The sequence below is a fragment of the Janthinobacterium sp. Bl 1 genome, from assembly GCF_058215535.1.
This window is the reverse complement of the sequence record NZ_CM177086.1, coordinates 1,764,454-1,783,254: the sequence shown is the minus strand read 5'-3', so window position 1 is coordinate 1,783,254 and position 18,801 is coordinate 1,764,454. Positions and strand designations below refer to the sequence as shown.

At 60.5% G+C, this 18,801-nt stretch carries 17 protein-coding genes and 2 other RNA genes; 7 read left to right on the top strand and 12 right to left on the bottom strand.

Annotated features, from left to right (window positions below):
• Positions 1-198 precede the first annotated feature (198 nt).
• The 10 genes from AC4BCN_RS08060 to gyrA all read right to left on the bottom strand — a co-directional run bounded on the left by AC4BCN_RS08060 (position 199) and on the right by gyrA (position 12,473).
• Positions 199-504, bottom strand: a complete 306-nt coding sequence (locus AC4BCN_RS08060; RefSeq protein ID WP_008446215.1) for an integration host factor subunit beta — start codon at positions 502-504, stop codon at positions 199-201.
• A gap of 20 nt (positions 505-524) precedes the next feature.
• Positions 525-2,237, bottom strand: a complete 1,713-nt coding sequence (rpsA, locus tag AC4BCN_RS08055; RefSeq protein ID WP_071650172.1) for a 30S ribosomal protein S1 — start codon at positions 2,235-2,237, stop codon at positions 525-527.
• A 118-nt stretch (positions 2,238-2,355) separates the two neighbouring features.
• Entirely contained in the window at positions 2,356-3,024 is a 669-nt protein-coding gene (cmk, locus tag AC4BCN_RS08050; protein WP_046682679.1) for a (d)CMP kinase, read from the bottom strand.
• A gap of 121 nt (positions 3,025-3,145) precedes the next feature.
• A complete protein-coding gene (gene aroA, locus AC4BCN_RS08045; protein WP_490492982.1) occupies positions 3,146-4,501 on the bottom strand; it encodes a 3-phosphoshikimate 1-carboxyvinyltransferase in 1,356 nt (451 codons plus the stop codon).
• An 18-nt stretch (positions 4,502-4,519) separates the two neighbouring features.
• Positions 4,520-5,428, bottom strand: coding sequence for a prephenate dehydrogenase (locus AC4BCN_RS08040; RefSeq protein WP_490492981.1), 909 nt, complete (start codon positions 5,426-5,428; stop codon positions 4,520-4,522).
• Between the two features lie 4 nt (positions 5,429-5,432).
• Positions 5,433-6,539 (bottom strand): histidinol-phosphate transaminase, encoded by a 1,107-nt coding sequence (hisC, locus tag AC4BCN_RS08035; RefSeq protein WP_490492980.1) that lies wholly within the window; start codon positions 6,537-6,539, stop codon positions 5,433-5,435.
• Positions 6,540-6,688: 149 nt separating this feature from the next.
• On the bottom strand, positions 6,689-7,759 hold the full coding sequence (gene pheA, locus AC4BCN_RS08030) for a prephenate dehydratase (RefSeq protein ID WP_485882642.1): 1,071 nt from the start codon (positions 7,757-7,759) through the stop codon (positions 6,689-6,691).
• A gap of 179 nt (positions 7,760-7,938) precedes the next feature.
• Positions 7,939-9,030, bottom strand: a complete 1,092-nt coding sequence (serC, locus tag AC4BCN_RS08025; RefSeq protein WP_490492978.1) for a 3-phosphoserine/phosphohydroxythreonine transaminase — start codon at positions 9,028-9,030, stop codon at positions 7,939-7,941.
• Between the two features lie 28 nt (positions 9,031-9,058).
• On the bottom strand, positions 9,059-9,643 hold the full coding sequence (locus AC4BCN_RS08020; protein WP_331777441.1) for a DUF2059 domain-containing protein: 585 nt from the start codon (positions 9,641-9,643) through the stop codon (positions 9,059-9,061).
• A gap of 151 nt (positions 9,644-9,794) precedes the next feature.
• Entirely contained in the window at positions 9,795-12,473 is a 2,679-nt protein-coding gene (gene gyrA / locus AC4BCN_RS08015) for a DNA gyrase subunit A (protein ID WP_128140252.1), read from the bottom strand.
• Between the two features lie 51 nt (positions 12,474-12,524).
• On the opposite strand from gyrA, the gene AC4BCN_RS08010 reads away from it, so the two are divergent.
• The 7 genes from AC4BCN_RS08010 to AC4BCN_RS07980 all read left to right on the top strand — a co-directional run bounded on the left by AC4BCN_RS08010 (position 12,525) and on the right by AC4BCN_RS07980 (position 17,312).
• Complete coding sequence (locus tag AC4BCN_RS08010) at positions 12,525-12,965, top strand: hypothetical protein (RefSeq protein WP_490492977.1); 441 nt, start codon at positions 12,525-12,527, stop codon at positions 12,963-12,965.
• 164 nt (positions 12,966-13,129) lie between these two features.
• Positions 13,130-13,840, top strand: a complete 711-nt coding sequence (gene ompA / locus AC4BCN_RS08005) for an outer membrane protein OmpA (protein WP_034751810.1) — start codon at positions 13,130-13,132, stop codon at positions 13,838-13,840.
• 127 nt (positions 13,841-13,967) lie between these two features.
• Positions 13,968-14,663 (top strand): bifunctional 2-polyprenyl-6-hydroxyphenol methylase/3-demethylubiquinol 3-O-methyltransferase UbiG, encoded by a 696-nt coding sequence (gene ubiG, locus AC4BCN_RS08000; RefSeq protein WP_034751812.1) that lies wholly within the window; start codon positions 13,968-13,970, stop codon positions 14,661-14,663.
• A 68-nt stretch (positions 14,664-14,731) separates the two neighbouring features.
• On the top strand, positions 14,732-15,436 hold the full coding sequence (locus AC4BCN_RS07995; RefSeq protein ID WP_490492976.1) for an HAD family hydrolase: 705 nt from the start codon (positions 14,732-14,734) through the stop codon (positions 15,434-15,436).
• A gap of 127 nt (positions 15,437-15,563) precedes the next feature.
• Positions 15,564-15,890: a transfer-messenger RNA gene (gene ssrA, locus AC4BCN_RS07990) on the top strand.
• 169 nt (positions 15,891-16,059) lie between these two features.
• Positions 16,060-16,420, top strand: a transfer-messenger RNA (tmRNA) gene (gene ssrA / locus AC4BCN_RS07985).
• Between the two features lie 370 nt (positions 16,421-16,790).
• A complete protein-coding gene (locus AC4BCN_RS07980; protein ID WP_072454422.1) occupies positions 16,791-17,312 on the top strand; it encodes a GNAT family N-acetyltransferase in 522 nt (173 codons plus the stop codon).
• A gap of 184 nt (positions 17,313-17,496) precedes the next feature.
• Here AC4BCN_RS07980 and AC4BCN_RS07975 read toward each other — a convergent pair whose 3' ends face one another.
• The gene (locus AC4BCN_RS07975; protein WP_490492975.1) at positions 17,497-17,946 is read right to left on the bottom strand and encodes a GTP pyrophosphokinase; all 450 of its coding nucleotides are present in this window, start codon (positions 17,944-17,946) and stop codon (positions 17,497-17,499) included.
• 2 nt (positions 17,947-17,948) lie between these two features.
• A complete protein-coding gene (locus AC4BCN_RS07970) occupies positions 17,949-18,788 on the bottom strand; it encodes a hypothetical protein (protein WP_490492974.1) in 840 nt (279 codons plus the stop codon).
• Between the last annotated feature and the right edge of the window lie 13 nt (positions 18,789-18,801).

The window sequence follows — 18,801 nt, the reverse complement described above, 5'->3', positions numbered from 1 at the left end:
CAAACGTGGAGTGCTGATCAAACCGTAGCGAGCGGCAGTGATTTGTGGCCGAGAAGCGCAACCGTACTGAAGTACGGTGAGCATCGCCGGCCGCAAAGCGCGCCGCGCAGCAGGTTTGAGCAGTGCTCTACAGCATATTAACAAAAAAAAGCGGCATCCAAGGACGCCGCTCTTTATTGTCCGCCTTCCAGCAGACGATTAATCCTCGATAATCGGTTGCCCGACCATCGCGTCCACGCGCTCGCGCAACTGTTTGCCCGGTTTGAAGTGGGGTACCCGTTTTTCGGGAACCATCACCTTGTCGCCGGATTTCGGGTTGCGGCCGATGCGCGGGGGCCTGCTGTTCAGGGCAAAACTGCCAAAACCGCGGATCTCGATACGCTGACCGGTCGCCAGGGCGTTGGTCATCGCATCGAGAATGGTCTTGACGGCATACTCCGCATCTTTCGCCACCAGCTGAGAATAACGCTCAGCGAGGCGGTTGATCAGCTCGGACTTTGTCATCTGCCAGTATCCGCGAAGTCTTAGTTCTTGTTATCGAACTTAGCTTTCAACAAGGCGCCCAGGCTGGTGGTGCCCGAAGCTGCGTTGTTGTCGGTAGCTGCCATCTTCTGCATAGCTTCCTGGGTTTCAACGTTGTCTTTCGCTTTGATCGACAGTTGGATACCACGGGCTTTGCGGTCGATGTTCAGTACCATAGCTTCGACGGTGTCGCCGACTTTCAGGTGCGTACCAGCATCTTCAACGCGGTCGCGCGAGATTTCGGAAGCGCGCAGGTAGCCTTCAACTTCTTCGGACAGTTGGATCACGGCGCCTTTAGGCTCAACCGATTTAACGGTACCGGTTACCAGCGAGCCTTTGTCGTTCATGGCTGCGAAGTTGTTGAATGGGTCACCTTCCAGTTGCTTGACGCCCAGGGAAACGCGCTCGCGCTCAACGTCGATGGCCAGAACGATGGCTTCCAGTTCGTCACCTTTCTTGAAGCGACGCACGGCTTCTTCGCCGGTTTCGGTCCAGGACAGGTCGGACAGGTGCACCAGACCGTCGATGTTGCCGGCCAGGCCGATGAACACGCCGAAGTCGGTGATCGATTTGATCGCGCCGCGGACTTTATCGCCCTTCTTGTGGGTAACGCCAAAGTCATCCCAAGGGTTGGCTTTGCACTGTTTCATACCCAGCGAGATACGACGACGCTCTTCGTCGATTTCCAGAACCATCACTTCTACTTCGTCGCCCAGTTGGACAACTTTGTTAGGAGCAACGTTTTTGTTCGTCCAGTCCATTTCGGAAACGTGTACCAGACCTTCGATACCCTGTTCCACTTCAACGAACGCGCCGTAGTCGGTCAGGTTCGTTACTTTACCGAACAGACGGGTGCTTTGTGGGTAACGACGGGACAGACCGGTCCAAGGATCGTCGCCCAGTTGTTTCACGCCCAGCGAAACACGGTTTTTCTCTTGATCGTATTTCAGGACTTTGGCGGTGATTTCCTGGCCAACCGTCAGTACTTCCGACGGGTGACGTACACGGCGCCATGCCAGGTCGGTGATGTGCAGCAGGCCATCAATACCGCCCAGATCCACGAACGCGCCGTAGTCGGTGATATTTTTGACGACGCCGGTCACGACCGTGCCTTCTTTCAGCGTTTCCATCAGTTTCTGACGCTCTTCGCCCATCGAAGCTTCGATGACGGCGCGGCGGGACAGAACCACGTTGTTACGCTTGCGATCCAGCTTGATCACTTTGAATTCGAGGGTTTTGCCTTCGAATGGGGTCGTGTCTTTGACAGGACGGGTATCAACCAGCGAGCCCGGCAGGAATGCGCGGATGCCGTTGGTCAACACGGTCAGACCGCCTTTGACTTTACCATTGACGGTACCGACGACGATTTCGCCCGATTCCATTGCTTTTTCCAGAGCCAGCCACGAAGCCAGACGCTTGGCTTTATCGCGCGACAGGATGGTATCGCCGAAACCATTTTCCAGCGATTCGATCGCCACGGAAACGAAGTCACCAACTTTGACTTCCAGTTCGCCGTGGTCGTTCTTGAATTCTTCGACAGGGATGAATGCTTCGGATTTGAGGCCAGCGTTCACGATCACGAAATTGTGGTCGAGGCGCACGACTTCAGCGGAAATAACTTCGCCGGAGCGCATATCTTGACGCGACAACGATTCCTCGAAGAGCGCAGCAAAACTTTCCATACCGGTAGATTCGTTAGTTGTAACAGTAGACATAGGGTTCACACAGGTTATCCAGCAGAGATCGCACGATGCGACTTAAACTGGGTTAGGTTTTTGACACACCCGGACAGGCCAGGAGCCGTCAACGGGCACCACATAGCACAACAACACGCTATTTTGCTGCGGCGGCATACCATTTCAACACGGTTTCGACGGCAACATCTGCCGTCATTTCCGACGTATCGAGGACATGCGCCCCTTCCGCGGGGACCAGCGGCGCAATCGCACGGTGAGTATCACGTTCGTCCCGCGCCTGCAAATCCATCAGAAGGTCTTCCATATTAGCAGAAAAACCCTTGTCTATCAATTGCTTGTAACGCCGTTGCGCGCGCGCCTCGACGCTGGCCGTCAGGAACACCTTCAACTGGGCGTGCGGGAAGATCACCGTGCCCATGTCGCGCCCGTCGGCCACCAGGCCCGGCGTCTTGCGAAAACCCAGCTGCAAGCTGACCAGGGCCTGGCGTACGGTTGGCAACACGGCAATCTTCGACGCCGTATTGCCCACTTCTTCGGCACGGATCTGCTCGGTGACGTTTTCCTGCGCCAGCAGGATCTCGCCATTGGCAAAGTGGCAAGGCAAGTGCTCGGCCAGCTTGGCCAGCGCATGCTCGTCGCGCAAGTCCGTGCCGCGGCGCAGCGCGCTCAAGGCCGTCAGGCGGTACAGCGCGCCCGAATCGAGGTAATGAAAGCCCAGCTTGTCGGCCACGCGGTGCGCCACCGTGCCCTTGCCGGAAGCGGTGGGGCCGTCGATGGCGATGACTGGGATGTGGGAGGTCGGCATTATTTTGTCACTTTAAAAAAACTAAACCCAAAAACAAGAGCTGGGGTCAGACCCGACGGGTCTGACCCCATTGCCTTCGGAGTAAGTCCCCCGACGGGTCTGACCCCAAAGTTGCCTTCGGTTAAATAAGACTGTCTTTGGCAATCCCCGCAAACGCGGCGAAATACTCGGGGAAGGTCTTGGCCACGCATTTCGGGTCGTTGATGCGCATGTCGTTGCCGCGGCGCGCGGCGCCGTCCAGCGAGGCCAGCGAGAAGCACATGGCCATGCGGTGGTCGTCATAGGTGTCGATGGTGGCGGCGGCGATCTCGGCCGGCGGCGTCACGCGCAGGTAGTCGGCGCCCTCTTCCACTTCGGCACCGAGTTTGCGCAACTCCGTGGCCATGGCGGCCAGGCGGTCCGTTTCCTTCACCCGCCAGCTGGCGATATTGCGCAAAGTGCTGGTGCCGTCCGCGTACAGGGCCGCCACGGCGATCGTCATGGCCGCGTCGGGAATGTGGTTGAAGTCCATGTCGACGGCTTTCAATACACCGTTCGAGCGGGCCTCGATCCAGTTCTCACCCATGGTGATGGTCGCGCCCATCTGCTGCAAGGCTTCGACGAAACGCACATCGCCCTGGATGCTGTCGCGTCCCACGCCTTCCACGCGCACGGGACCGCCGCCGATGGCGCCGGCCGCCAGGAAGTACGAGGCCGACGACGCGTCGCCTTCCACGTGGATCGTGCCCGGGCTCTGGTATTGTTGGCCCGGCTGCACGGTGAACGACTGCCAGCCGTCATGCTCGACCGTCACGCCAAAGCGGCGCATCAGGTTCAGGGTGATCTCGATGTACGGCTTCGAAATCAGCTCGCCCGTGACGTCGATTGTCACCGCATGGTCGCGCGCCATCAGCGGCGCCACCATCAGGAGGGCCGTCAAAAACTGGCTCGACACGTTGCCGCGCACGGCGATGCGCTGCGCGTGGATGTGGCCGCGGCGGATGCGCAGCGGCGGGAAGCCCTGCTCGCCCGTGTATTCGATCTGCGTGCCGACGGCGTTCAGCGCGTCGACCAGGTCGCCGATCGGGCGCTCATGCATGCGCGACACGCCATGCAGGGTGTAGTCGCCGCCGATCACGGCCAGGGCCGCCGTCAGCGGACGGATCGCCGTGCCGGCGTTGCCCATGAACAGGTCCGCCTCGTGGTGCGGGAACACGCCGCCGCAACCTTCCACGTGGTGCACCTGGTGGGCGGTGGCCGGGTCGCCCGTCAATTCATCCTGCGTCCATTTCACGCCCAGCGACGTCAAGGCCGTCAGCATGACGAAGGTGTCGTCGGAGGCGAGCAGGTCGATGATTTTCGTCGTGCCCTTGGCCAGTGCGGCCAGCAGCAGCACACGGTTGGAAATGCTTTTCGAGCCGGGCAGGCGCACCGTGCCTTCGGCATGCATCACCGGTTTCAGATCGATATGGTGGGGGTAGTACTTGGTCTGGGTCATGCTGGAATCCTTGAGTATTTATCGTGTGGGCGCGGCCGGCACTTCCGCCGTTTCAATCGCCTCGATCCATTGCTGCCGCGCGTGCTGGGCGTTCGCATACACGCCCTCGATGGCGGCGCCGTCGTTCGCGGCCAGGTGGGCGCGCAAGGTCGTCAACTGCGCCAGGTAGGCGTCCAGTTCGTGCAGCAGCGCCGGCTGGTTGGCCAGGCTGATGTCGCGCCACATTTCCGGCGATGAGCCGGCGATGCGCGTAAAGTCGCGAAAGCCGCTGGCCGCGTATTGGAACAGCAAGCCCGCGTGCGGTTTGTTGGCGATGTCGTCGACCAGCGCAAAGGCCAGCAGATGCGGCAGATGGCTGACGGCGGCAAACACCTTGTCATGTTCTTCGGGGCTCAAGGTGTGCAGGATGGCGCCGCAGGCGCGCCACGCGGCCGCCACGCGCTCCACGTCGTCCACGGCGTTTTCCGCCAGCGGCGTGAGCACCACCTTCTTGCCTTGATACAGGTCGATGATGGCGGCATCGGGACCATTCGTCTCGCGCCCCGCGATCGGGTGGCCAGGCACGAATTGCCCCACCTTGCCACCGAGCGCCGCGCGCGCAGCCGCCACCACGTCGCTCTTCGTGCTACCCGCATCGGTGACGATGGTGCCCGGCTGCAGGTGCGGCGCGATGGATGCCAGGATGGCGCCCGTCTGCGCCACGGGCGCGGCCAGCAGCACCAGGTCTGCGCCATGCAAGGCTTGCGCCATGTCGCCGCCGATGGCGTCGATGATGCCAAGTTCGAGTGCGCGCGCCATCGACGCCGGCGAGCGGCCCATGCCGACAACGCTTGGCACCGCGCCCGCGTGTTTCAGGGCGCGCGCGAACGAGCCCCCGATCAGGCCTACGCCAAAGATCACTACCTTGTTCAGTGCAGGCGTCGTCATATCGTCAGGCCAGCGCTTTCGTCAGCGCGGCGATAAAGATGGTGTTTTCCTGCGGCAGGCCGATGGAAATGCGCAGCCATTGCGGCAAGCCATAGCTGCCGACGGGACGCACGATCACGCCCTGTTTCAGCAGCGCCAGGTTCACGCGCGCGCCCGCTTCATCGTCGTCGCCCACTTTCACCAGCACGAAATTGCCGTGCGATGGCACGTATTCCAGGCCCAGTTGCGCGAACGCTTCCGTGAACTGCTGGTAGCCGGCCGCGTTGTTGCGCGCACTTTGCTCGAGGAAGGCCTTGTCGTTCAGGGCGGCAATCGCGGCCGCCTGCGCCAGCGAGTTGACGTTGAACGGCTGGCGAATGCGGTTCATCAGGTCCGTCAGCACGGGCTGGGCGATGGCAAAGCCGATGCGCAGGCCGGCCAGGCCGTAGGCCTTCGACAGGGTACGCGACACCACCAGGTTCGGATACTGGCGCACCCACGCCGTCGACTCGTACTGGTCGCCGGCCGACAGGAATTCGTTGTAGGCCTCGTCCAGCACAACGACGACATGCGCCGGCACTTTTTGCAGGAAGGCTTCCAGCTGCGCGGCCGTCAGGAAGGTGCCGGTCGGGTTGTTCGGGTTGGCGATAAAGACCAGTCGCGTATCGTCAGCAATCGCCGCCGCCATCGCGTCCAGATCATGGCCATAGGCTTGCGCCGGCACGACGATGTGGCGCGCGCCCAGGCCTTGCGTGGCCAGCGCGTACACGGCGAACGAGTACTGGGAGTACACGACGGATTGGCCATGCTGCACGAACGCGTGCGCGGCGATTTCCAGGATGTCGTTGCTGCCATTGCCCAGGGTGATCCAGTCGGCCGGCACGTCGTAGCGATTGGACAGCACGGCTTTCAAGTCGAAGCCGTTGGCGTCCGGATAGCGGCCCAGGTCGTCGATGGCGGCGATCATCGCCTGCTTCGCCGACTCCGGCATGCCGTACGGGTTTTCATTCGACGCCAGTTTGACGATGGCTGCCTCGTCGAGGCCGAATTCGCGCGCAACTTCCGCGATCGGCTTGCCGCTCTGGTAAGGGGCGATGGCGCGGACGTATTCTGGACCGATATTTTTAGACATGGTGTTCTTTAAAAGTTGGTGAATGAATGGCAGTCAATGGAGGTGGTTTGTTGGGTTACGCTGCGCTAACCCAAGCTACAGCTTACCGTATGTCGGGTAGGTCGGATTAGCGCAGCGTAATCCGACACCACCACAGGCATCAATCGAAGTCACAGACTGACCGGATACGACCCCAGCACCTTGAAAAACGCCGCATTGCTCTGCAGCTCGGCCAGCGCCTGGGCCACGGCGGCATCGTGCACGTGGCCCTCCACGTCGACATAGAAATAATACTCCCAGCTGCCCATGCGCGCCGGGCGCGACTCGAAGCGCGTCATCGACACGCCGTGCTTGGCCAGGGGCGCCAGCAACTGGTACACGGCGCCCGCCTTGTTCGGCACGGCCAATACCAGCGAAGTCTGGTCCTTGCCCGACGGCGCCGTCTGCAAGGTGCCCACGATGGCAAAGCGCGTGCGGTTGTGCGGGTCGTCCTGGATATGGCCCTTGACCACGCCCAGCTTGTACTGCGCGCCCGCCAGTTCGCTGGCAATCGCCGCCACCGTGCCATCTTCGCCGGCCATGCGGGCCGCCTCGGCGTTCGAGGCCACGGCGCGGCGCTCGATGTGCGGATAATTCTGGTTCAGCCACACCTGGCACTGCGCCAGCGCCTGCGAATGGGCGCAGATGGACGTGACGCCATCCATGTTGCCGCTCTTCGTCATCAGGCTGTGGTGCACGGCGATCGCCACCTCGCCGCTGATGATGAGGCTAGTCTGCAGCATCATGTCCAGCGTGCGGTTGACGGCGCCTTCCGAGGAATTCTCGATCGGCACGACGCCGAAGTCCGCCGTCCCTGCCTCGGCGGAACGGAATACTTCATCGATGGACGCGCACGGCAAGCCTTCGACGGCGCTGCCGAACTGCTGATACACGGCCTGTTCGCTGAAGGTGCCGGCCGGGCCCAGATACGCCACGGTCACGCGCTTTTCCAGCGAGCGGCAGGACGACATGATTTCACGGAAGATGGTCTGCACTTCGCGGTCGCCCATAGGACCGGGATTGCGCTCGGCCACGCCGCGCAGCACCTGCGCTTCGCGCTCGGGACGGAACACGGGCGCCTGCGTTTCGGCCTTCACGTGACCCACTTCCTGGGCGATTTGCGCGCGGCGGTTCAGCAGTTCGAGGATTTGCGCGTCGATCGCATCGATCTGTTCGCGCAGCGGTTTCAATTTATCGGTCATGGTGGTTTGTTTCGTCAGCTGTACTTCAATCATGGCCGCACGGCCTGCGCCGGCGGCGGGCCGGCGCGCTTGCTCATGAGAATGCCGGACAAAATGATCAGGGCTAGGCGCGTTGCCGCTGGCAGTACGAATGTACGACAAGGCAATGCAACAACGCCTTGGACTTTTTGGCAGGCATTCTAGCGTCCGGCAAACTCGTTCAAATAATTGACCAGGGCTTGCACGCCTTCGATCGGCATCGCGTTATAGATCGATGCACGCATGCCGCCGACGGACTTGTGGCCCTTCAGTTGCAGCAGGCCGCGCTGCTTGGCGCCAGCCAGGAATGCGTCGTTCAGACTTTCATCGCGCAGATAGAACGGGATGGTCATGCGCGAGCGGTATGCGGGCTCGACCCGGTTCTGGTAGAAGTCGTCCGCATCGAGCGCTGCGTACAGCAGAGCCGATTTCTCAATATTACGCTGTTCCATGGCCGCAACGCCACCCTGGCGTTTGAGCCACTGGAAAACCAGGCCGGCGATATAGATGCCGTAGGTGGGCGGCGTGTTGTACATCGACTCATGTTCGGCCACGATGGTCCAGTCGAAGGCGGACGGGCAGATCTGCAGCGCCTTGCCCAGCAAGTCTTCGCGCACGATGACCAGGGTCAGGCCGGCCGGGCCGATATTTTTCTGCGCGCCGCCGAAGATCACGCCATATTGCGACACGTCGATCACGCGCGACAGGATGTGCGAGGACATGTCGGCCACGATGGTGGTCCCTGTCGGCACGTTCGGCGCCTGCTGGAATTCCACGCCGTCGATGGTTTCATTGGTGCAGATGTGCAGGTAGGCGGCGCCAGGCGTCAGCTTCCATTCGGAGACTGGCGGCACGCCCGTGAAATGGGCAGCCTTGGACGACGCGGCCACGTTGACGTTGGCGTACCTGGCCGCTTCCTCGATCGACTTGCCCGACCACGAACCCGTGTGCACGAAGTCGACGGTGGCCGGCTGCTGCGCAGCCAGGCCCGCCAGGTTCATCGGGATGATGGCGTTTTCGCCCAGGCCACCGCCCTGCAGGAACAGGATTTTGTAGTTGTCGGGCACGGCCAGCAGTTCGCGCAGGTCGGCCACGGCCTGCTTGTAGATGGAAATGAATTCGGGACCACGGTGGCTCATTTCCATCACCGACATGCCGCTGCCATGCCAGTCCTGCATCTCGGCGGCCGCTTGCGCCAGCACTTCCTTGGGCAGGACGGCGGGGCCGGCGGAAAAATGGTAGCTATGGGTCACGATACGGTCCTTAGCTAAAATGAAAATCTTATTGGGGCGACTGCGTGGCCGCCCGCATGACCTGGTCAAGCACGGCATTCACGCGGGGGATCAGCACGCGCTGGCTGATGGCCATCGATTCGGCGGACAGTTGCGGCATGGTGGCCAGCATCTTGCGGCCCAGCGGCGTCTTGTAGAAGGCCGTCAGCTGCTCGACTTCCTGCACCGTGTAAAAACGCGCATACAGGGGCACCATTTCGTCGCCCAGCTCGTCGATCAGGGTCGGGTCGGCCAGTACCTGCGTCAGGGTGGCGATGGCCAGGGGGATTTCTTCCTCGGCGCTGGCCAGCGCCCGCGCCTTGCGCTGTTCGTCCAGTTTCGGGTTGCTGTTGATTTGCTGCTGCGCCGACTGGCGGATCATGGCGGGCACCGATTGCAGCATCTGGTCGAAGATGCTGCGCGTCAGTTGCGGGAACTGCATCGCGTCGAGCATGCGCCGCACGGCCACTTTCATGGCGGGGCTGGGCGCCGCCTGGCGCGCGGGCGTGGCTTGCGTGCTCTGGGCCAGGGCCGGCAGGGTCGCGAGGAAGGCCAGCGAAAACGCGGCAAAGAAGGTGGCGACGATTTTTCTCATGGCATGCGGGGTCTTGAATGACTGGTAAAAGGGTGGCGGCCGGAAGACCTGTCGGCTTACGCCCGACGGGCCAAGCCGACCTACGCAATTCTGCTGGCGGCATAAGCACGCGCCAATAGCAATTGGGGCTCCCGAAAGAGCCCCAATCATCTTACTCCGGCTGGGCCGGATCGACCGGATCGGCTGGTTCAGCCGCTGCCGGCGCAGGCGCGGCATCCGCCTCCGTCGTCAGCTCGACTTCGTCGATATCCGTTTCCACCACGCGCTGCAGGCCCGACAGCTTGGTGCCGTCTTCCACGGCGATCAGGGTCACGCCCTGTGTCGCGCGGCCCATCTCGCGGATTTCCGACACGCGGGTGCGGATCAAGACGCCACCGGTGGTGATCAGCATGATTTCATCGCTGGTATCGACCAGGGTCGCGGCAACCACTTTACCGTTGCGCTCGCTGGTCTGGATGGCGATCATGCCTTTCGTGCCACGGCCATGGCGCGTGTACTCGGTGATCGGCGTACGCTTGCCGTAACCGTTTTCCGTTGCCGTCAGCACCGACTGCTGCTCGTTCTCGGCCACCAGCAGGGCGATCACGTGCTGGCCTTCTTCCAGGTTCATGCCGCGCACGCCGCGCGCCGTACGGCCCATCGGACGCACATCGTTTTCGTCGAAGCGCACTGCCTTGCCCGAATCGGAGAACAGCATCACGTCGTGCTGGCCGTCGGTCAGCGCCGCGCCGATCAGGAAGTCGCCGTCGTCCAGGTCGACCGCGATGATGCCGGCCTTGCGTGGATTGCTGAAGTCCTTCAGCGGCGTCTTCTTGACGGTGCCCAGGCTGGTCGACATGAACACATAATGGTCTTCCGGGAACGTGCGGTTCTCGCCCGACAGCGGCAGGATCACGGTGATCTTTTCGTTGTCCTGCAGCGGGAACATGTTGACGATCGGCTTGCCGCGCGAATTGCGCGAGCCTTGCGGCACTTCCCATACCTTCAGCCAGTACATGCGGCCACGATCCGAGAAGCACAGGATGTAGTCGTGCGTATTGGCGATGAACAGCTGGTCGATCCAGTCTTCCTCTTTCGTCGCCATCGCCTGCTTGCCGCGGCCGCCGCGCTTCTGCGCGCGGTATTCGGTGATCGGCTGGGCCTTCATGTAACCGGTGTGCGACAGGGTCACGACCATGTCCTGCGGCGTGATCAGGTCTTCCGTTTCCAGGTCGGTCGCATTCAACTCGATCTGCGAGCGGCGCACGTCCTTGTTGCCTGCGCCGTATTCGTTCTTCGCCGCCGTCATTTCATCGGTGATGATGACGGTGACGCGTTCCGGCTTGGCCAGGATGTCGAGCAAGTCGGCGATATGTTCCATCACGTCCTTGTACTCGTTGACGATCTTGTCCTGTTCCAGGCCGGTCAGGCGCTGCAGGCGCATCTGCAAAATTTCCTGCGCCTGGTCGTCCGACAGCTTGTACAGGCCATCCGTCTGCATGCCGTAGTGCTTCGGCAGGTTTTCCGGACGGTAGGCGTCCACGCCGCCCGGCGTCGTGCCGTCGCCCGTGCGGGCCAGCATTTCGCGCACGACGGAGGAATCCCAGGCCTTGGCCATCAGCTCGACCTTGGCGATCGGCGGCGTCGGCGCGGCCTTGATGATGGCGATGAAGTCATCGATGTTGGCCAGCGCGACCGCCAGGCCTTCGAGCACGTGGCCGCGTTCGCGCGCCTTGCGCAGTTCGAACACGGTACGGCGCGTCACCACTTCGCGGCGGTGCGACAGGAAGCATTGCAGCATCTGCTTGAGGTTCAGCAGCTTGGGCTGGCCATCGACCAGTGCCACCATGTTCATGCCGAAGGTGTCTTGCAACTGGGTCTGCTTGTACAGATTGTTCAGCACCACTTCCGGCACTTCGCCCCGTTTCAGCTCGATCACCACGCGCATGCCCGACTTGTCGGATTCGTCGCGGATGTCGGAAATGCCGTCGAGCTTCTTGTCGCGCACGTTTTCAGCGATACGTTCCAGCAAGGATTTCTTGTTGACCTGGAATGGCAGCTCGTCGACGATGATGGCGATGCGGCCGCCATCCTTGCCGTATTCTTCGAAGTGCGTCTTGGCGCGCATCACGACGCGGCCGCGGCCCGTGCGGTAGCCGTCGCGCACGCCGGACACGCCATAGATGATGCCCGCCGTCGGGAAGTCCGGCGCAGGGATCAGCTCGATCAATTCATCGATCGTGCACTCGGGATTGCGCAGCACGTGCAGCGCGCCGTCGATGACTTCGGTGATGTTATGTGGCGGAATGTTCGTCGCCATGCCGACGGCGATACCGGACGAGCCATTGATCAGCAGGTTCGGGATACGCGTCGGCAAGACCGTCGGTTCCTTTTCCTTGCCATCGTAGTTGGGCTGGAAGTCGACGGTATCCTTGTCGATATCGGCCAGCAGCTCGCTGGCGATCTTGTCCAGGCGGCACTCGGTGTAACGCATTGCCGCGGCGCCATCGCCGTCGACGGAACCGAAGTTGCCCTGGCCATCGACGAGCATGTAGCGCAGCGAAAAATCTTGCGCCATGCGCACCAGCGTGTCGTAGATCGAGGCATCGCCGTGGGGATGGTATTTACCCATGGTTTCGCCGACCACGCGGGCGCACTTGACGTAAGGGCGGTTCCACACGTTATTCATTTCATGCATCGCGAACAAGACGCGGCGGTGCACTGGCTTCAAGCCATCGCGCGCATCGGGCAAGGCGCGACCGACGATCACGCTCATGGCGTAATCGAGGTAGCTCTTGCGCATCTCTTCTTCGAGGGAAATAGGAATTGTTTCTTTTGCGAATTGATCCATTGGCGGTTCGACTGATCTCAGGCTGTGGTTAACTTATCTGTTACGCAATGTATGACGCAATACTGCATATCCTGGGTGGCTGTCGTCGTGGATGCCGCGCCGCGCGCTGCTGGCGTGGCCCGGCTTCCATGTCGCAGAGTGCCTGAACAAATCGGCGGGCTGGCGGCGCGGCCAGTACGGGTACCGCAAGGGTACGTGCTGGCCGTGCAGTGCCGCCGTGGGCATTTGCTCGACACTCTTAACAGTCAAGCGCACGATTTTAGCATGCGCGCCCAGCTACCTGTACAAATTGGCCATACCGGCAAGATTGACAGTTTGCACCAGGGCCGTGCATGTTGCCCTGTCGATAATGCACAATGGCAATATCAGTTCAAGCCACCTGCCCTTAAAAGTGGCAAGAAAAGCGATCAATTGTTACAGATGCGTTACAAATGGGCATTTTCGTTGCGCAAAAACAACGCACGGTCTAAAATCGGGCAAGCTTTGATTTAACCACGGTCGTGTGCCCCTGATGCGTGTGGCAAAATGACTGGGAAGTTAATTGCTAGTTTCGCAATCTGAAACGAGCGCATATGGTCTACATGATAAAATCTTGGCACGTAGCACCAGTAGCGCAGTGTTGTTCTGCGGATATCACCCCCCGAAAGGAAAAAAGAATGAATAAATTTGTAACGCTGTTTTTCGCTGCATCCGCAGTGATTGCTGGCTCGGCTTCGGCCCAAACCCCAACCTCCCCACCATTCGCGCCAGTTACCACTGACATCAAAGCACCAAGCCCAAAAAGCGCTTACGTGCAAGATGCCCGCGGCGTAATCGTGCGTGACCCATTCGGCCTGTGCTGGCGTACCGGCTACTGGACACCTGCTGACGCAGTGCCAGGTTGCGACGTACCACTGTGCGTAGAGCCAGAAACCCTGCAAGACGGCAAATGCGTGGCTCCTCCAGCACCAGTCGTACCTGCTCCAGCACCAGCACCAGTCGTGCCAGTGCCAGTCGTAGTTGCTCCTACCTCGGAAAAAGTCAGCTTCGCTGCTGATGCATTCTTCGATTTCGACAAAGCTACGCTGAAGCCAGAAGGCAAGTCCAAGCTGGACGAGCTGGCCGCACAACTGGGTGGCATCAACCTGGAAGTCATCATCGCTGTGGGTCACACCGACTCCGTCGGCACCGATGCTTACAACCAAAAACTGTCGGTACGTCGTGCTGATGCTGTCAAAGCCTACCTGGTCAACAAAGGCGTTGAAAGCAACCGCGTGTACACCGAAGGCAAAGGCGAAAAACAACCTGTTGCTGATAACAAAACTGCCGAAGGCCGTGCGAAAAACCGTCGCGTGGAAATCGAAGTTGTTGGTACCCGCAACAAGTAATAGCTGAACTCCTGGACTTGCCGCAAGTCATCGCGCAAGTCAAGAACAGCATGAAAAACCCCGCCACGGCGGGGTTTTTTTTCGTCCGTGGCTGCCCAATTGTAAAATTGCCGCTATTATTCGACCTATGAACGCCGACCCTCTCGAAATCCAAAAATTCAGTGAGCTGGCCCACCGCTGGTGGGACCCCACTTCCGAGTTTCGTCCCCTGCACGAAATTAACCCCCTGCGCCTGGAATGGATCAACGCGAAAGTGCCGCTGGCCGGCAAGCGCGTGATCGACATCGGCTGCGGCGGCGGCATCCTGGCCGAATCGATGGCCCGCAAGGGTGCCGACGTGACGGGTATCGACCTGTCCGACAAGGCCTTGAAAGTTGCCGACCTGCACAGCCTGGAATCGGGCGCCAAGGTACGCTACAAGCTGATCGCCGCCGAAGCCATGGCCGAGGAAGAGCCGGGCCAGTACGACGTCGTGACGTGCATGGAAATGCTCGAGCACGTGCCGGACCCCGCCGCCATCGTCAAGGCTTGCGCCGCGCTGGTCAAACCGGGCGGCCACGTGTTCCTGTCGACCCTGAACCGCAACCCGAAAGCGTATCTGTTCGCCATCCTGGGCGCCGAATACCTGCTGCGCCTGTTGCCGAAAGGCACGCACGACTATGACAAATTCATCACCCCGGCCGAACTGTCGCAATACCTGCGCAGCGCCGGCCTGGACGTCAACAGCATGCGCGGCATGGGCTACAATCCGCTGACCAAGATTTACTCACTTAATAGCGATACGAGCGTCAATTACCTGGTGGCCTGCACCCGGCCGCTGTAACCATCACGCACAATACAAGGCGGCTGCGGCCGCCATTTTTCATTCCCACTTGACACACTTTGCCCGCCATGATCACTGACCATCTGCCAGCCCCGCGCGCCATCCTGTTCGACCTCGACGGCACCCTGGCCGACACCGCGCCCGACCTGGCGGCGGCCATCAACCTGCTGCGCGCGCGCGCCGGCCTGGCGCCGACCCCGTATGACATCCTGCGTCCCACGGCCTCGGCCGGCGCACGCGGCATGATAGGCGCGTCGTATGGCATAGCTCCTGGCGAAAGCGGCTACGAAGCCCTGAAAGACGACTTCCTGAACAATTACGAAGCGGCCCTGGCCGTGGAAAGCCGTTTATTTGACGGCATCCCCGCCATGCTGGAAGGCCTGCAAGCTCTGGGCCTGGCCTGGGGCGTGGTCACCAACAAGGCCGCCCGCTTCACCGACCCGCTGGTCGGCCAGATCGGCCTGGGCGCCGCCGGCTGCGTGATCTCGGGCGACACCATGCCCCACCCGAAACCGCACCCTGCCCCCCTGCTGGAAGCGGCACGCCGCCTTGACCTGGCACCGGAAGACTGCTGGTACGTAGGCGACGACCTGCGCGACATCCAGGCCGGCCGCGCCGCCGGCATGCGCACGGTAGCCTGCGCCTGGGGCTACTGCGGCCCCGTCGAGCCGCAGCACTGGAACGCCGACCATTTGCTCGATACGCCATTGGCCTTGCTGGAACTGGTGACTGGCGTGGTGAAGGCGGCGCAGGAGCGGCAGCTGGCGGCTTGAGGAGCAGCACTTTCCGCAGTGGAAAGCTGGGGTCTGACCCGGCGGGTCAGCCCCCTTACGTCTATGGCGCGAATGCACCATGCAAGAGTGGGCAGATTGCGCTACACAGAAGCTTCTGTGGGGACGACCTGGTTTCGACGTGGGTTGCAAAGCAACGCAGGGAATACCGAGGACGGGCTACCTCGCAAATACACCCAGAAAAAACTTAACTGCAAACGATAACTAGTACGCACTGGCAGCTTGATCGCTGTTAGCTCTAGAACACCTCGTCCCTGGGGTGGGCCGTCAAAAGCTCCAGAGTCACCACAGGGCTCGTCTGATGCTGGGTTATTTGGTGTCCGACTAAATAATAGGTAACTCGCTTGCCCATAACCTGCACATCCGTACTGGCTGAGTCAAATTAAATGATCGTGCCAAGTATGTGGAACTGTCTGTAGAGTGCTTGCGGACGCGGGGGTTGTGCGGGACTTCGGCGGGCACAGCCCGGCGCCGCACAACCGGCTTGTGCCTGCCAGCACAAGCCCCTCCAATTCGTCTGGCTCAAGCGATTCAAAGCTGCCTCGCTCCTTACCGCGAATGCATCATGCAAGAGTGGGCAGATTGCGCTACAATGAAGGTTCTGTGGGGACGACCTGGTTTCGACGTGGGTTGCAAAGCAGCGCAGGGCATACCGAGGGCGGGCTACCTCGTAAATACAACCTGAAAAAACTTAACTGCAAACGATAACTCGTACGCACTGGCAGCTTAATCGCTGTTAGCTCTAGAACACCTCGTCCCTGGGGTGGGCCGTCAAAAGCTCTAGAGTCATTTACAGGGACTCGTCGTATGCTGGGTTACTTAGCGTCCGACTAAATAATAGGTAACTCGCTTGCCCATAACGTGCACATCCGTGCTGGCTGAGTTAAATTAAATGATAGTGCTAAGTATGTAGAACTGTCTGTAGAGTGCTTGCGGACGCGGGTTCGATTCCCGCCGTCTCCACCACTGAATAAATAAAAAGGGCTTCCCCGTTTTGGCGGGGAGGCCCTTTTTATTTATTCCATGCATGCAGAGCGCGGGCGTCGCGTCCGCGTCCGGTACGGACGCGGGGGTTTTGCGGGGCCTTCGGCGAGCGCAGCTCGGCGCCGCAAAACCGGGTTGCGCTTGCAAGCGCAACCCTCTCCGATTATCTGACTAGCTTTTGCGTCGCAGGCGGCTTTTCCTAACGACAACATCAGTCGCTCAGGTCGTGTACCAATGGCGGATCGGACTTCTCGTTCCGCTGTTCACCGCACGACTCTGCCCACAAAGTCCCAACGAAATGATGCAATTTACAATATCATTGCATCTCCATTTCTGACCAAACCGAAAGAATATGATTAATATCCGTAAAGCTGAAATCGCAGACGTGCGCGCTCTACAGGAAATCGGCTGCCAGACCTACCGTGAGCATTTTTCGGATATTTGGTCCGCTACCGGAATATCGGATTTCCTGGACCAGGATTTTTCTCCCAGCACACTTGAGAATTCGCTGACTTCATTGAACCAAGTCTGGCTTGTCGCTTCCGATGAAAGCGGAAAAGTCGTCGGTTTCGCCAAGGTCAACTTGTCGAAGCCGGCGCCTATCAGCGGCGAAGTGGGCCTGGAGCTGCAGAAGATATACTTCCTCAAATCCGAGGCTGGACGCGGTTATGGAAAGCAGCTCTTGAGCTACATTCATGATCTGGCGATGGAGCGCAGGGAGAGATTGATATGGTTAGATGTGCTCAAAACCAACTTAAATGCTCGCCGCTTCTACGCGAAACAGGGTTTTCAAGAACGTGGTGAAATTCCATTTCAAACGGACAAGGTTTCCATTGGAATGGTGGTCATGGTATGCCAGCTTCCAATGGCGTGACGCCTCAGCTCGCGTTCACTGCGTACCGGTATGAGCATCAACAAACCCGCGCACAGGAAAAAGAGAAGTATCGGCGACCGGGATCAGTTTCGCCATTTGCACAAGACCTCAACCTTGTACCAACATCCTCACACGTGCGCCGAGGCTAAATTAAACATTCGATCACGGCCTCTCCACTCAAGAATCATTGCTGCGACATAAGTTGCTGAATAGCCCGCCGATACTTCTCCCCCCTCTCCAAATCCTTCTGCGTCGGCCTATCTATCCTCGACAAATCGCTATTCTCAGCCAGATCAGCCAGCTTGACGGCCTTGCCGACCGGGTTCAACGCTGCGCGGGCGATGAAATCCTCATACGACTCGCCTTCGGCCTTGGTCACGGCGCGCACGCCGTCGATGACTTCCTGGGAAAATCCTTCGCGCGCCAGGTCGTCGAAGGTGACTTTGCCGTCGCTGTCTTCCACCACGTCATGCAGCACGGCGACTATCTGCTGGGCGCCGGGGGCGACGCGCAGCATGACGCGCAAGGGGTGCAATATGTACGGCGCGCCGCCCTTGTCCGTCTGGCCGGCGTGGGTGGCGGCGGCGATTTCAATCGCGCGCTCGAGGGTGCCGCGTCTTGCGTTTTCAGTCATCTTCACTCCACCTTGATTGACGTTCCCGTTGCGCGCCAGCCGCGGCGCTGCAAATGGCAAACGCTGCTGCACAGCAAGGCTGGCAGCAGTAAATTAAGAACCGGTACGAGCATCAGCAAACACAGCAGCAGTCCCAGGGCGAAAATCGCCGGACGCTGTGCGCGGCGCAAGGCCGCTTGCTGTTCCGCGCCGAGCACCTCTTCAGCCGCCGCGCCGTAGATCATCTGGACATTCCAGGCCAGCAAATGCGAGATCAGCACGCACATGGCCCACACCGGAATCAGCAGGGAAAGCAGCAGCAACAGGCGACGCCGCCAGGCGGGGTGCGCGGCAGACAACTCCAAACCGGCTGGCGACTGCCACCCGATATAGCGCCGCGCCACCACCGCTTTGGCGCGCTCCAGCAACAGCCAGCGCAGCGGCAGGCGCGCCGTGCCGATGGCGCCAACGATAAAGACCATCACATAGAAAAAAGCAGCCAGCGCCAGCAATGCCAGAGCGATCTGGCCGATCGACAGCATGGCCTTGGCAGCGCTGCCCAGGCCGCCAGCGATATTGCCCATCTGAGACACCGTGGCAGGCCCGTTGGCCAGCGCCCCGACGCCATCCATCACGCCCAGGCCCAGCAAGCCGGTCACGGACACCAGCGCCAGCATCGCGCTCAGCTCGACAAAAAAACGGCCAAAGTAGCTATACAGTCCCAGCCACAGGGCCACGACCGCCATGCACCACAGCGCGGAGCGCCACCACAGGCCCGCATGACGCGCATCGCGCAGTCCCAGGCCGACGCACGTGAAGGCTTCCCGCCAGGCCAGCAGCCAGGTTTGCAATGTTTGTGTCACGCTCTAGCGTACT